The 14,910-nt window shown below is 37.8% G+C and carries 12 protein-coding genes and 1 pseudogene; 8 read left to right on the top strand and 5 right to left on the bottom strand.

The features are described from left to right. The first annotated feature begins 496 nt into the window (after positions 1-496). The 4 genes from pyrF (at position 497) to ACFILY_RS07280 (ending at position 4,303) form a co-directional block, all read left to right on the top strand. Positions 497-1,342 (top strand): orotidine-5'-phosphate decarboxylase, encoded by an 846-nt coding sequence (pyrF, locus tag ACFILY_RS07295; protein ID WP_375637757.1) that lies wholly within the window; start codon positions 497-499, stop codon positions 1,340-1,342. A 49-nt stretch (positions 1,343-1,391) separates the two neighbouring features. Next, the gene (locus ACFILY_RS07290; RefSeq protein WP_375657838.1) at positions 1,392-1,649 is read left to right on the top strand and encodes a hypothetical protein; all 258 of its coding nucleotides are present in this window, start codon (positions 1,392-1,394) and stop codon (positions 1,647-1,649) included. Between the two features lie 44 nt (positions 1,650-1,693). Beyond that, positions 1,694-3,178 carry a histidine--tRNA ligase gene (gene hisS, locus ACFILY_RS07285; RefSeq protein WP_375637755.1) on the top strand — a complete coding sequence of 495 codons (1,485 nt, stop codon included), beginning with the start codon at positions 1,694-1,696 and terminating at the stop codon, positions 3,176-3,178. A 591-nt stretch (positions 3,179-3,769) separates the two neighbouring features. Next, positions 3,770-4,303, top strand: coding sequence for a replication protein (locus ACFILY_RS07280; RefSeq protein WP_375637754.1), 534 nt, complete (start codon positions 3,770-3,772; stop codon positions 4,301-4,303). Between the two features lie 882 nt (positions 4,304-5,185). On the opposite strand, the gene ACFILY_RS07275 is transcribed toward ACFILY_RS07280, so the two are convergent. Continuing rightward, the gene (locus tag ACFILY_RS07275; RefSeq protein ID WP_375631347.1) at positions 5,186-5,710 is read right to left on the bottom strand and encodes a peroxiredoxin; all 525 of its coding nucleotides are present in this window, start codon (positions 5,708-5,710) and stop codon (positions 5,186-5,188) included. 217 nt (positions 5,711-5,927) lie between these two features. Between ACFILY_RS07275 and ACFILY_RS07270 the strand changes: the two genes are divergently transcribed. From ACFILY_RS07270 to ACFILY_RS07260, 3 genes and pseudogenes are all read left to right on the top strand, one after another. Further along, the gene (locus ACFILY_RS07270; protein ID WP_375637753.1) at positions 5,928-7,556 is read left to right on the top strand and encodes an alpha-D-glucose phosphate-specific phosphoglucomutase; all 1,629 of its coding nucleotides are present in this window, start codon (positions 5,928-5,930) and stop codon (positions 7,554-7,556) included. 1,070 nt (positions 7,557-8,626) lie between these two features. Continuing rightward, the gene (locus ACFILY_RS07265; protein ID WP_375637752.1) at positions 8,627-8,962 is read left to right on the top strand and encodes a zinc ribbon domain-containing protein YjdM; all 336 of its coding nucleotides are present in this window, start codon (positions 8,627-8,629) and stop codon (positions 8,960-8,962) included. 875 nt (positions 8,963-9,837) lie between these two features. Beyond that, positions 9,838-9,918: pseudogene (locus ACFILY_RS07260) on the top strand (DUF4102 domain-containing protein); the annotation flags it as partial. Between the two features lie 448 nt (positions 9,919-10,366). On the opposite strand, the gene ACFILY_RS07255 reads toward ACFILY_RS07260, so the two are convergent. From ACFILY_RS07255 to murJ, 4 genes are all read right to left on the bottom strand, one after another. After that, positions 10,367-10,945, bottom strand: a complete 579-nt coding sequence (locus tag ACFILY_RS07255; RefSeq protein WP_273790941.1) for a NifU family protein — start codon at positions 10,943-10,945, stop codon at positions 10,367-10,369. Between the two features lie 59 nt (positions 10,946-11,004). Next, complete coding sequence (locus ACFILY_RS07250; RefSeq protein WP_273790942.1) at positions 11,005-11,496, bottom strand: universal stress protein; 492 nt, start codon at positions 11,494-11,496, stop codon at positions 11,005-11,007. Positions 11,497-11,558: 62 nt separating this feature from the next. Beyond that, positions 11,559-12,629: a tryptophan--tRNA ligase gene (trpS, locus tag ACFILY_RS07245; RefSeq protein ID WP_375631322.1), complete on the bottom strand. Its 1,071-nt coding sequence runs from the start codon at positions 12,627-12,629 to the stop codon at positions 11,559-11,561. 60 nt (positions 12,630-12,689) lie between these two features. After that, positions 12,690-14,261, bottom strand: coding sequence for a murein biosynthesis integral membrane protein MurJ (gene murJ / locus ACFILY_RS07240; RefSeq protein WP_375637751.1), 1,572 nt, complete (start codon positions 14,259-14,261; stop codon positions 12,690-12,692). A 401-nt stretch (positions 14,262-14,662) separates the two neighbouring features. Between murJ and ACFILY_RS07235 the strand changes: the two genes are divergently transcribed. After that, the gene (locus ACFILY_RS07235) at positions 14,663-14,821 is read left to right on the top strand and encodes a hypothetical protein (RefSeq protein WP_375637750.1); all 159 of its coding nucleotides are present in this window, start codon (positions 14,663-14,665) and stop codon (positions 14,819-14,821) included. Positions 14,822-14,910 lie beyond the last annotated feature (89 nt).

Below are 14,910 nucleotides of genomic sequence, written 5' to 3'. Positions count from 1 at the left end.
GGAATGCGAGTTTCCATGTTTTATCTCCTTGAATATGCTGGAGATACAATGCCTTTTTGTAAATTATGTTCCAAAAGGGATAAAGAGCCGCTAAAAAGGAATAGGAAAGATCTAAAGTTAAGATCGAGATCATCATGGTGGGGCATTTTCTTTTGAAACTTTTGTTTAAAACGCGTTCATAGAGAGTTTTTGTTGATCATAAAAAAGGGTGTGAAAACGACAAGGTACGCCTATAGGGCTTTATGAGGTCATAATAATATGGATGCTTTTTTGTTTATATTCTTTCATAAATTTGAATTTTTATCTCATGACAACGTCTTGGTCGATAAACATATGATAAGCGTTACGAATGGGAATATATTTATGTTTCATAAATAAAAGCACATTTTGTATAGAGAGCTCTTTCTTTGTGTTTTCGCTATTGTATTCTTTTGACAAATGGTTTTCTTTTTGATTGTATCAAAAAGTTTAAAGAGAGACCTTGTTAGGATATAAAATGTTTCGTTCAACTTTTTTTAAAAATCGTGAAATCTATGGACCTCTTTGTATTGGCTTTGATCCGAGCCATAAAGTTTTGCAATCGTGGAAACTAAGCTTTGATTATAAAGGTCTAAAAGATTTTTGTGATATCCTCTTAACAGCGGTTGTGGGTAAAGTGGGGATTATAAAGCCGCAAGTCGCATTTTTTGAATTATATGGTGTGGAAGGTCTTCAAGCTCTCAAAGAACTGATTGAAAATGCACACGAACAAGGCATATTGGTTCTGGCGGATGTAAAGAGGGGAGATATTGGCTCTACTGCTGAAGCCTATGGTAAAGCTTGGCTGGGTCCAAGCAGTGCGTTCAAAGCTGATGCCATCACAGTTAATCCTTTTTTGGGTTTTGATGCTCTTATTCCTCTGATAAAGGTTGCAGAAGAAACAGGAGCAGGAGTTTTTGTGGTTGTTCAATCCTCTAATCCAGAGGGAAAACAAATACGAAATGCGCTTATTGGTGATCAGACACTCTCTCTTCATCTAGCACAGTGTATTTGTGATTATAATTCTCAGTCTCCGGTTCTCCATCATAATATTGGTCCCATAGGTGCGGTTATAGGAGCGACATTAGGATCTGGATCAAAAGACACAATCGAGCAGTTAAATAATAGTCTGTTTCTCGTTCCGGGTATTGGCGCCCAAGGTGGAACAATGACACAATTAGCAAATCAATTTCCACAAAGACTTTGGCAGAATGTTATTCCCTCTGTATCACGCTCTATTACAGATGTTGGACGAAATATTGTTGATTTAAAAAATGTTATCAATCATTTTGCAGAACAAGCGCAAAGCACACTGATGTCTTGAGGATTTTTGCATCTGTAATAAATCTGAAGAATTTTGAGAGGGAGGGCTTTTGAGGGGGATGTTTCCGATTTATCCAGAATCAACAGTTGCTTTGTGGTTTCGTTCAAAAAGCGCGGATGTCTTTTCATTGAATGTTAAGCGGGCATTTCATGTTGAGCGGGAGGCTATGTTCCTATTGAAAGTACAAATATTTTCAGTAGATTGCCTTAAGGGTAAAGGTTTACATCCTTCAAAAGCAAAAGCTTATGCATATTGTTACCAGTTTCCAGTTGATAAAGTTATTGCAGCGTTTGTTTCTATAAGATAGACACACGTTATCGGTGAATATATATATTGTTGTTAGAGAAAAACATGTCATCAAAACAAGAAAAAACCAAAGCCCGTTTACCCCGTGGTTTTGTGGATCGTACAAGTGCACAGTTGTATGCAACTGAAACAATGATTGCGCAAATTCGTGAAGTTTATGAACTTTACGGTTTTGAAGCACTAGAAACTCCAATTTTTGAATATACAGATGTGCTGGGTAAGTTTTTACCGGATTCAGATCGTCCAAATGCGGGCGTTTTTTCGCTACAAGATGATGATGAGCAATGGATGTCTTTGCGCTATGATCTTACCGCGCCTCTTGCTCGTTATTTTGCCGAGAATTTTGAAGTTTTGCCAAAGCCTTATCGCAGTTATCGTCTTGGCTTTGTTTTTCGCAATGAAAAACCAGGTCCAGGGCGGTTTCGGCAATTTATGCAGTTTGATGCGGATATTGTTGGAACACCAACGGTTGCAGCTGATGCCGAAATTTGCATGATGGCAGCCGATAGTTTGGAAAAACTAGGGTTTCAGCATCATGAATATGCCATTCGTCTGAACAACAGAAAAATTCTCGATTGCGTTTTAGAGAAAATTGGTTTGGGGGGAAATGAGCAGGCTGAAAAGCGCTTAACTGTCTTAAGAGCAATTGATAAACTGGATAAATTTGGTTCTGAAGGGGTGCGTTTGCTTTTGGGAAAAGGGCGTTTGGATGAAAGTGGTGACTTTACAAAAGGGGCGGAGCTTAAGGATAAAGAGATTGAGTGTATTCTTACCTTAACTGTTGCTGGAGCTGAAACAGCAGAAGAAACGCTTGAGGTTCTTAAAGAAGTGGTTGGTGATCATGTTCAAGGGCGTGAGGGAATTCGTGAGCTTGAGGAAATGCAAGCAATTTTTGTCGCAAATGGCATTCAGAATCGTATCAAGATTGATCCATCGGTGGTGCGTGGACTGGATTATTATACAGGTCCTGTTTTTGAGGCTACGTTGCTTTTTGATGTTTTCAATGATGATGGGCAGAAAGTTGTTTTTGGCTCCGTTGGTGGTGGTGGGCGCTATGATGGATTGGTGGCACGCTTTCGTGGTGAAAACATTCCAGCAACAGGTTTTTCAATCGGGGTCTCACGCTTGATCGCTGCTTTGCAAAATCTTGGAAAGTTGCCTATGAAAGAGTCAACAGGGCCGGTTGTTGTGCTGATGATGGATAAAGAGCCAGAGGCGGTTGCTGGTTATCAAAAAATGGTGATGCAGTTGCGTGGTGCCGGAATTCGTGCTGAGCTCTATTTGGGGGCATCGGGGATAAAAGCGCAGATGAAATATGCAGATCGACGCCAAGCGCCTTGTGTGGTTATCCAAGGCTCACAAGAACGTGAGAGTGGAAAAATACAGATCAAAGATTTGATTGAAGGGGCGCGGTTATCTCATGAAATTAAGGATAATCAAACATGGCGTGAAAGTCGACCAGCACAAGTGACGGTTGATGAAGATCAATTGGTCAAAACGGTACAGGATATTTTAGCAGCTCAAAAATGATAATGGTAAAAGTCTTTATACAAGTGATTGTTCGAAATATTTTGGAAATTTGAAACTCAATTTTTTAAATTTGTACTTTGCTCGTTTACACGTGCTGACGCACGCGTTCAAAATCGAGTTTTTGGAGTGCGTGCGGAATAAAAGAGAGATTTTTAAAGAGGTAAATAAGCGCTATTTGCTATAAAATGTGCCCTTCTGAGGATGCGATGATAATGCGTTAAAATGAGCAAAAAAATTTTAACGAAGAAAAAACTCTGAGAAAATTAAAGGGTTTCACGTAACGCTTCTGCAAAAGTTTATAAAAATATTGACAAGTTCATATTGGCTTCATCTTTGAATTCTCATCTATGAGCATCAAATCCTTTGATGTTCTCTTCTTGGACATTACAAAATCTAGTCTTATTGCAAAAGGAGGGAGAACTAGAGCGTTTTATCCTAAAAGACTTTTTAAGCTTCAAAAAACAATGGAATGACTTAAATCGAACAATTTTTTACAGGAGCATGTTTGGATGAATTGTCAGCTGCCATAATGGTAACTTACTGATAATATGTATTATTTCATAAAATCAACTCTTTAATGGAGAAATGAAAATGGTCCAATATGATTTTACTCTGCTCTATGAACGAAATCCCTTTATTCTTGAAAGACCTGAGAATATTGGAAAGTCATTTAAACTTCCTCCTTCAAATTTCGGATTTGAAGATCTTCCGCAAATTACCTTTTCAGGCGCCTCGTCATGTCGGCGTATGATTTTTGGGCTATCATTTAGTGGTATGAAAGCATTTTTTGTGATGTTGTGGCAGATAGGGAAAATGTTAGATGAGGGGGATGATGTGGATTTATGGTTTGATCAGATAACATTGGATCATGATATTCTTGAGGAATTTTTGACTTGCGATCTTTCAATTCAAGAACCAGAATATCTTAATTTTGAAAGTTTTAAAGAAGGTATCAAAGAATTAGAAAAGAATAAAATTGTAGCGAAGGGGACAAAAAAAGATTGTTATTTCATCAATCCAGATATTTTTGGTCTTCCTGAATGTGATGAAGATTTTGAGTTCGATGAAGAGGAAGAGATAGAAGCACACTTTACGGTAGAATACCCGAATAAACAACTCCTTTAACCGTTTTTCTCTTAGAGAAAAATAAAAGCTTAGAATAAATAGCTATGAGAACAGCAATGAGTCTGTTTATGGTATGTGAATTGGAATGTTTGCGGGATCTGTTTTGATTTAATATTCTCCATGAATGGTTCTTTATGCAGAGCGGTTTTTATGCCATATTTTCTTCTTTTTATGAGACATAAGTTAATTTGAACTGTGCACCTCTTCAAACAAATGTTTGATCTGTATTTTCTTTCTTGATACTTTTGTAAACTTTGCAGTAATGATGTTCATAGCTCTTGTATTTTGGCGCGTTTACGAGAGGTATTTTTACTCTTTTTAATCGTTTATTCATATGCCAATCCCACTTGCTAATGAGCAAGAAAATAGTTTTAAGGGATTCAATATAAGAAGGGATAAAATAAAACAATTTTATGATATTCGGCTCCTCTCATTCAATATGCAAAATTATAAATTATCTTTATAAATCAAAGTATTGTTCGATACAAAGTTTTTCTCAGTATGAGAAATTTAGCATTGATCTTGCATATTTCATCAATACGTTAGTCCTTGATGTTTCTGAGAGAGTTTTGCATGAATTTGCGCATTTGGCAATTGCATCCCCATTTTTTGATAGCGTGCAACAGCTTTTAACTCTTTGATTTTTTAGCCCCACAACGGGTCCAGATTTTTCATCAGCAATTTTTCAAGTTTTTTCAAAGCCGTTAAAGCATGAAATATTTATTGAAAAAATTATTGCTGTAATATTTTCTCACAGAAGGCGCACAATCAACTTATCGTGTCTGTTTTCACGAATAGATGTTGTAAAAAGTAAACGACACAAATCTTCCTCCTCAGGAAATTTGTGTCGTAAAATTTTGTTTAAATAGACGATTGGGGGAATTAGCTTTTCAAGGCTTCTAAAACATGTTGTGGTGAAGAAACTTCATAAGGATCTGTTGCACAATTATCTGAAAAACCTGCTTCTTCGAACCATTGTTCAACCACACCATCATTAATAACAGCTGCATAGCGCCATGATCGCATGCCGAAACCAACATTGTCTTTTGCAACCAGCATACCCATTTTGCGTGTGAATTCACCAGAGCCATCGGGAATTAATTTCACGTTTTTGATATTTTGTGCTTTTCCCCAAGCATTCATGACAAAAGCATCATTGACGGAAAGGCAATAAATTTCATCAATACCCGCTTGTTTAAATTCATCATAGAGTTTTTCAAAATCAGGCAGCTGAAAGGTTGAGCAAGTAGGGGTAAAAGCTCCAGGAAGAGAAAAAAGAATAACACGCTTTCCTTTAAAGTAAGCATCGCTGTTAACTTCTTGCCACCGATAAGGATTGTCTCCAGCCATTGATTCATCGCGTACGCGTGTGTGGAATGTTACATTGGGAACTGTTTTTTTCATCATCATGATGCTCCTGTATTCTTTTACGAAAATTTTGTTTTAAAACAGCCTTCGTATTTAAAAACATATGGCAAAAAGCGTTTTAAACAAAAGGGCTTCTTTAAAAATTCTTACTTCTAACGAGTGTGCAAATATTTCACACTTCCGTCAAGTAGAATTAATGGTCGACTTTGGATACTCTTCACCTTAAAATTATAGGAAATCATATAAAGGTATTGATATGACCATAAAGACAGTTTTAACCACGGCTTTTGAGGGGCAAAAACCGGGAACGTCTGGTTTGCGCAAAAAAGTGTCTGTTTTTCAACAACCCCATTATGTAGAAAACTTTATACAGTCTCTTTTTGATAACATTGGGCCTCTTGAAGGAAAAATGTTGATTCTTGGGGGAGATGGGCGCACTTTTAATCGTACTCTTCTTCAGATTGTGTTGAAGATGGCGGCGGCGCATGGTGTTTCTTGTATTAAAATGGGAAGGGGCGGTATTCTTTCTACACCTGCTGTTTCGCATCTTATTCGTAAAACTCATGCCCATGGTGGACTTATTCTTTCTGCAAGCCATAATCCTGGTGGTCCAGAGGGAGATTGTGGTATCAAATACAATGTTTCCAATGGTGGACCGGCTCCTAATTCTTTATGTGATGCTATTTTTGCAACATCGCAACGTCTTTCCTTTTATAAAATTCTTGAAGCACCAGATATTGATTTAGATAGGCAAGGTACGGTCTTTATGGGAGCCATGCGGATTGATATTATCGATCCTGTCGCTGATTATGTTTCTTTGATGCAGGAGCTTTTTGATTTTGACTGTATTGCTAAGGCCGTTGCTCGAGGTCTTACTTTACGGTTTGATGCCATGCATGCGGTAACAGGGCCTTATGCTCATGAAATTTTTGAAAAATGCTTAGGATTTTCTGAAGGGACAGTGGTTAATGGTATTCCTTTGCCAGATTTTGGAGGCGGTCATCCAGATCCCAATTTGGTTTATGCCAAGGCTCTTTATGATTTATTGATGTCAGAGCAAGGACCAGATCTTGGCGCAGCCTCTGATGGTGATGGAGATCGTAACCTCATTATTGGTCGTGGGCAATTTGTCTCGCCTTCGGATTCTTTGGCTATTATGGCTGAACATGCACACCTTATTAAAGGATATCGAAAAGGTGTTGTGGGGATAGCGCGTTCTATGCCAACGGGGCGTGCTGCTGATTTAGTTGCGGAAAAACACGGATTAAACTTTTTTGAAACGCCAACGGGATGGAAGTTTTTTGGAACCCTTTTGGATGCGGGGAAAGTAACCTTTTGTGGTGAAGAAAGCTTTGGAACTGGCTCTCATCACATCCGCGAAAAAGATGGTTTATGGGCTGTCCTATTTTGGTTAAATCTTTTAGCGGTAACAGAAAAAACTGTCGCACAAATTGTTCAACAGCATTGGTCCACCTATGGGCGTTTTTACACGTTACGGCATGATTATGAAGAAGTCGAAGCAGATAAAGCTTTGGCATTACTAGAGCATTTGCGTTCGCACTTACCACATGCAGGAACTGAAATTGCTGGATTTTTCGTCAAAAAAGCAGATGATTTTACATATCATGATCCTGTTGATCAGAGCGTTAGCACGCGGCAAGGTATCCGTATTTTTTTCGAGAATGGAGCACGGTTGGTGGTTCGTTTGTCGGGAACAGGGACGCTAGGTGCTACTTTACGACTTTATTTTGAACAGTATGAAAGTGATCCGCGCAAACACAATTTTAATCCGCAAGAAGTTCTCCAACCTTTGCAACAGGTGGCACTAAAACTGTTAAACATACAACAAGCATTGGGGCGAGATCGTCCTGATATTATCACCTAAGATCATTGGAATGTTTTTTTGTAAAGGTATGATGATTGATCACATGGATGTGATTTTAGGGGCGTGATTTTATGTGCATAAGCCAGAGCTTAACTCTATTTTTAGGCGAGACTTGTTTTTTCCACCTTTCCATATCAATCGGATTCCTAAAACTGCCGGATTCTTAAAACTAAATGCTGTAGGAAATTATAATCGAGCATAATCGGAGCATTTATGTCCAATGGGTTTGCTCAATGGCTTGATAGAAATTTTTGTTTAATAGGGGAATGTTTCTCATACAAAACAAAATACGATCATTGTTGCACATTTCATATGTTTGTTTTAAAGAAGCTTCTCTCTCAAGACGCTAAAAACGCATCTTATGCGTGTTGCTTTGAAAGGGATAACCGGCCATCCATCCATTGAGCAGCACCATTTTTACGCTTATGAGAGAGTAAGACGGCACCATCATTCACTTTGCCCGCTTTCAATGTTGGCTCTTATATTTGAGAGTGTTTAGTATTTTGGATAATCGTTTTACACGGATTTTCCTACTTGTAACATGCAAACAAAAGGCTTTGGTTGTTTCAATGTAAAAGGGGTTGAGAGAATCTCAGCTTATTTATCGGCTCTCATTCAATATACAAAACCATTAACTATGATCATAAATTAGTTTGTTCTCTAACATTATGAATGCTTTACTTAAATAAAAGGTCAAGTTGAGGCTATCATTTTCTTGTTTCTCAGTTTTTAGCTCTTTGGAAGCGTTTTTATTCAGAGATGTTCCTTTTCTAATTGTTTTTTATTCATTCGTTAATTGTATTGCTGATGTGTAAGAAAATGATTTTGATTAATTTATTAGAGAGAATGAAGTGAGTAAATTTTATGATATGCGGGGGCTCATTTAAGTTATATAATGATCAATCATTTTTATAAACTCATGTATGGTGTGTGATGATAGCATTCATGAACACAGTTGGCAGATGAGGATTGAAACAAAGGGAAATGTTTTTCTAAAATAATGGACAATAAGCACTTCTTGCTTTATGACCAGTCATAATGAATGATTTTTCTTTTAATAAGGGGAATTTATGACCCAATATCCCAAATGTCCTCGTTGTGATTGTCTTTATACTTATGAAGATGGTGAAAAATTTGTGTGTCCTGAATGCGCACATGAATGGCCGCAAAAAAACGATGATACGGTTCTTGTCAATACTGTTTATGATGCCAATGGTCAGATTTTAACAAACGGAGATACCGTTATGGTGATAAAAGATCTGAAAGTAAAAGGCGCTTCATCTGTTTTAAAAGGTGGTACTAAGGTAAAGAATATTCGCTTGGTGGATGGAGATCATAATATTGATTGCAAAATTCCAGGGATTGGTCAGATGAGTTTAAAGTCGGAGTTTGTGAAAAAAGTTTAAGCATTTGTCCTCTTGCAATTGTTTTTGGATTTCGTTGGTTTTCTATTTTTACATTCTTCTCTAATTGGGCATATTTTCCTCCAGTGGCTTCTTTTCTTGTTTCATAGATTACACCAATCAGATAGAAGCAATATGTTTTCCTTTATTGCAAAGCCATGTATCGCAGAGAAATAGCGACTCTGTCTTTTTCTTTTAATATGCGGTATGGGGGACTGGATGTTGACTCACAAGCAACAATAAAAGTATGCGCTTTATGAGAAGAACAATACCGTAAAGTAGACAAACTTATTCCTGCTGAATTGAAAAAATATTCTCATTTTTTGTATCAGATAATTTTTCAAACAACCATAATAGATCTGGCTTCAATGTATTTATTTTTTACAGGTAGTTATATTTTTGCGTCATGTTTATGGAAATGAGATTGAAAATGATAGGGGGGGAATTCTTGATTTTAAGAATGGAAAAAGGACGCTATGATCTTGATAAGGTCTTATTGCCATGCATTTTCCAGCTCTTAGTACTGCAACAGTCTCTTATAAAAGTGTACATAAGAGCTATTAAAAATAGTTTTTGTTATTATCCAGTTTGTGCTGTGTAAGCGGACGATTTTGATTGATGCAATAAAAACAGAATTGAAATAAGAAGAATGTCAGAATTCTCATTGCAAGTTGCAAAATGTGATCTTTGTCGAGTGGCTGAAACAACATATTGATTTATAATAGTAAATTAGCGTTATTCATATTGAATTAGAACCCCGAATAACGTGGGATTCTCTCATTTCAAATCTGTTCCATGTTGAATCAATTAAAATCACTTGCTTGCACACCACAAGCGGGGCTGGTGTGTGGGTAAAAATGAGGAAAGAAAGGATTAAAATGACTCTTATGAATCGTCTTAATGAAAGAGCTGTCGCATCATTAGGGGCTGGCAGATATGATGATGGTGCCGGCTTGCTACAAGGAGTATTTTGCGTGATTTGTCGTTGGAAGCACTGAGAAAGATAGAGCAAATGAGCACTCTATCTTACAATGTTTTCTTTTTTGGGTTTTCTTTTTTTGTAACGAGGTCGTGTTTTCCTCGTTAAAATTGCATGACAAGATTATAAAACAAAATAAATTTAAAGTGCACACCCATGCATTGTACTTCTGTGTACGATTGGTTTGTTGAAATAACTTATGCTTCTTAAAGGGGGCTTTGAAATCTTTTTAAGGCATATGTGGAGGTGAAAGGTGAGTGAAGGTATCATTATTGGACAGATTTTTTTAACAGTACTCTATCTTTATGGCTGCATAGCTTACTTCTAAAATTTCAGGAATAAAATGACGTAAGATCTTTACATTCCATGTTTGAGCGCTGTTGAAGAGGGGCAATCGGTGTGGTTATTTTATCTATTGAGGTCAATATTTATTGTGGCATGGCTTCAACGCCTAAAACTTCAGGGATAAAATGACGTAAAAGGTTTTCAATACCATGTTTGAGAGTTGCCGTTGAAGAGGGACATCCAGCGCAGGAGCCCCGCATATTGAGATAAACAATACCATTTTCAAATCCGCGAAAAGTAATGTCTCCACCATCATTGGCAACCGCTGGGCGGATACGCGTTTCAAGCAGATCTTTAATGGTTAAGACAATATCAGCATCTTTTTCGTCATAAAATTCTTCGTTAAGGGCATGGGTTTGTGCTTGTGTTGTAGCGTTGGTGGTGATCACTGGCTCATTGGATAGAAAATGTTCCATGATTGTGCCTAAAATGACGGGCTTGAGATGTTGCCATTCCCCTTCTTTTTTGCTTACGGTGATAAAATCATAGCCTAAAAAAACACCATTGATATTGGGAATATTAAACAGTTTAGCCGCCAAAGGTGAGTTTTTAGCTGCTTCTTCAGGGTCACGAAATTCTAATACGCCCTCAGAAAGAACCACGCGTCCTGGCAAGAATTTAAGAGTTGCAGGGTTTGGGGTGGTTTCAGTTTGAATAAACATAGATTCTCCTTTTATAATGAAGGATTGGGAAGATCTTACATTGTAGAATATTATATTTTTTAGGCAATAGATCTAATATCTTCATCGGCAAGATTGCTAGGAATAACAATGACAGGGATTGAAAAAGCTGTTCCTTTATTCCCGATTAATTGAACAAGGGGTCCTGGTCCTTCTGTATGTCCACTGGCTGCTAAAACAATTAGTGCAATCCTTTTATCTTCGTCGATCAGTTTGGAAATCTCATCAATTTTTTTTCCTTCACGCACCACTATTTCTGTTTCAAGCGCATGGGTGGTGCGGACTTCACTGGCAATGTCTCCTAATATTTTATGAGCACTTTGCTTTGATTCTGTGCGCATAACGTTGTTTACACCCAGAAAATGTTGAAATTCTACACTATCAACGACACAAAGTAATACCAATGTTCTACTGGTGTTTTGGGCATGTTGTGCGGCAAACGCAACGGCACGCCGACACTCTGGTGTTTCATCGATAATGACTAAGTTTTTTTTCTTTGGTTCTTTTTTCGGATTTTTGGGTTTGGAAATCATGCACTTTCTCTATTTTGTACAAACGATTTTTTTGCTCTCTACAGTTTTTAGTTTTATTATTTTTATGTATCGTGCAAAAATCCAATAATTTCACGAATTTTTTTCATATTTTCTTCTGCGAGCATACTAGCACGTTTAGCGCCATCATGCAAAACAGAGTCGATATAATCACTTTCTTGATGAAGTCGACGTAATTCTTCTGTTATAGGGGCAAGCTTATGGACAACAAGGTCGGCTAGAGCTGTTTTAAAATGCGAAAATTGTTGACCAGAAAATTCTAAAAGAATCTTTTCTTTGCTAACTTTGGCAAAGGCAGCATAAATACCAAGCAGGTTGTCCACTTCTGGTCGTTCTTTTAAAGCGGTGAGGGTATCGGGAAGAGGAGCCGAATCCGTTTTGGCTTTGCGTATTTTTTTTGCGATAAGATCAGCATCATCGGTCAAATTAATGCGTGAAAAATCTGAAGGATCTGATTTTGACATTTTTTTCGTCCCATCGCGCAAAGACATAACGCGTGTGGCTGTTGTTCCAATAAGCGCCTCTGGGAGGGGAAAAAAGCCTTGTCTTTTTTCTTCATCTGTTTGCATAGAGATACCAAAATTTAATTCGGCAATACGCTGTGCATAGTCGTTGTTAAATTTTTGTGCAATATCGCGTGTGAGTTCAACATGCTGTTTTTGATCTTCGCCTACTGGAACATGCGTTGCACGATAGACTAAAATATCAGCGGCCATCAAAGTGGGATAGGCAAAAAGCCCTAGGGATGCTTTTTCGCGATCTTTTCCTGCTTTATCTTTAAATTGTGTCATGCGTTGAAGCCAGCCAATACGGGCAACACAATTAAAAATCCAGGCGAGTTCAGCATGTTGAAAAACACGTGATTGGTTAAAAATAATGTGTTTTTGAGGATCAATACCGGAGGCTAAAAAGGCTGCTGTCACTGTTTTGGTGGATTCGCGTAAAGTAAGGGGATCTGGGTTGACTGTGAGCGCATGCATATCCACAACACAATAGAGGCAGTGATGAGAGTTTTGCAGTTCAACCCAACGCTGAATGGCTCCAAGATAATTGCCAAGATGTAAATGACCACTCGGTTGTACGCCGGAAAAGACAAGTGGTGTGAAGGTATCCATAGGAGTGCTCTTTCTTCAATTAAGGTTATTCATTTTATTGTTTTTGACAAAGTATAGATATTATGAGCGTTTTTTCAAATTTTTAAGCGTGTGAAAAAAGGAACGGGTGTTGAATAAAAAATAGGCACTAAAATAGATCAAAAATATGCCAATCATGATCCCAGCTAAGGTGATCGCGCGCAAGAAAAATGATGCTTGTGAGGATAAAGGAAAAGACAAAAAAACACACACATTCAATCCGTAATAGAGGGCTAGTGCACTCAAAAGAGTTGCCATCATGAGACATAATATTCGCTTTATCAGTTGGAAGTCGTATTTCCAATAACCGCGTTTGATAAGGACACTCCACAGCAACAGGGTGTTGGCCCATCCAGAGGTAATTTCAGCAATAACAATGCCTCGTGCAGATAGAATAGGAAATAATGTTAAGGCGAGACTGATATTGATGAAAACGCAAATACCTGTAAAAATCATCGGTGTTTTGGTATCTTCATGGGCAAAAAAATTAGGAATAAAGACCTTAATAAGAACAAAAGCTGGAAGTCCTAATCCATAAAGTTCTAGTAATTGTGCAACATGGTGTGTTGATTGACTGGTAAATTGTCCTCGCTCAAAGAGCAAACTGACAATGGGAGTGGAGAGCAGCAAAAAAGCAATGGATGCTGGAAGTGTTAACAACAATGTTAATTCAATAGAGCGATTTTGTAAATGGTGGGTTTCTTTATGCTTTTTGCTCCGCAGAGCGCGTGTTAATTCTGGTAAAAGAACGGTTGCAACGGCAATGGCGATTACGCCTAAAGGCAATTGGTAAAGACGATCAGCGTACATCAAAGAAGAGACAGCACCCGATTGACTAGAAGCAATGTTGGTATTAATGAGCAAATTGATTTGTGTGATGCCACCCGTAATGGCTGCTGGGAATGCTAAAGTTAATAGCTTGCGAACATTAGGACTTAAATGGGGCTGGCGGAAGGAAATTTTCATTCCACTTTGACGCAAAGCAAGGGCAATTAAGGTGAGTTGAAGAAGCCCTGCTGCTAATACACCCCAAGAGAGATTTAAGCCGATATGCCAAGCGTCAAGTTTATAGATCCAAGCATAGGCAAGCACACCAATCAGAATAATGTTTAAAAAGAGTGGGGCAATGGCGGCAATAAAATAGCGTCGCAGAGCATTAAGCATGCCCCCCATCATGGCAGCAAGCGACATGCAGGTTAAATAGGGAAACATGATTGCAGTAAAGTGAATGGTAGCGTTAAATTTTGTTGCATCTTCGGTAAAACCTGGGGCAATAATGGTTCGTACCAAAAAAGGCATACTCAGTTCCATCGCAATCGTTAACAGTAAGAGCAGCGAAAAGAGAACGCCAAAGACTTCTTCTGCAAATTTGCATGCCGTTTCGTGACCTTCTTCAGTGATTTTTTTTGCAAAAAGAGGAATGAAAGCAGCGTTAAAGGCACCTTCAGCAAAAAAACGACGAAATGTGTTGGGAAAACGAAAAGCAGCGTTAAAGGCATCAGAAACAGGACCTGTCCCTAGGGCTGCTGCCATAAGCATTTCGCGTACGAAGCCAAAAATACGGCTCATAAGGGTTCCGGAAGCAACTGTTGCAATTTTTTTAATCAATGTCATAAAGATATATCAACTTTGTTGTAAAAGAGAAGCGATGACAGGAGAAATAAACCGTTTTAAATCGTAAAAATCTGATCTCTATCCTAATCAAGGATACTTTTGGAAAGCGTTTTACGACGGTGTTTATCTCTCTGTCAACAATGGTGCTTGAAGACTTTTTTATGCTCCTTGTTTACTGTTGCATTAAAATTTTTATTGTTGCCATAAAATAATTAAAATTTCTTTTTCAAACTGGAATATGGGAGAAATATCATAACAGTTTTAAGAGACATATAAGGATATATAATGATAATTTCTCTTTATGTTTTGATGTCGTGAATAATGCAACCCAATACCGTACTGTTTTACGTGAGGGGCATGACCCTATTTAAAGAACGCAAATAAAATAAAAGCATGAAACAATGTGCAATTTCCATTATTTAAAAAACAGCGCTTTAGATGTTTTAAAAAGTCGTAAGGTTGAGCTAAAAGGTGATGGTAAAGCTGGTGATTGGTTTTCACTTTTACGGCTTTATGTTCTCTCCAAATTTGGCTGCCTTTTCATTTTAGAGATTACATAAACAAAAGGATAGGAAGATGTGATTTTTCAACAGCATTTTGTCTGTTTTTAGCACGACAGGTAATGAAAGTGATTCATTATCATTTTCAA

The sequence above is a fragment of the Bartonella sp. CL25QHWL genome (genome assembly GCF_042195335.1).
Classification (GTDB): domain Bacteria; phylum Pseudomonadota; class Alphaproteobacteria; order Rhizobiales; family Rhizobiaceae; genus Bartonella.
The sequence above is the reverse complement of the archived record's forward strand: the minus strand, read 5'-3'. Positions and strand labels throughout refer to the sequence as shown.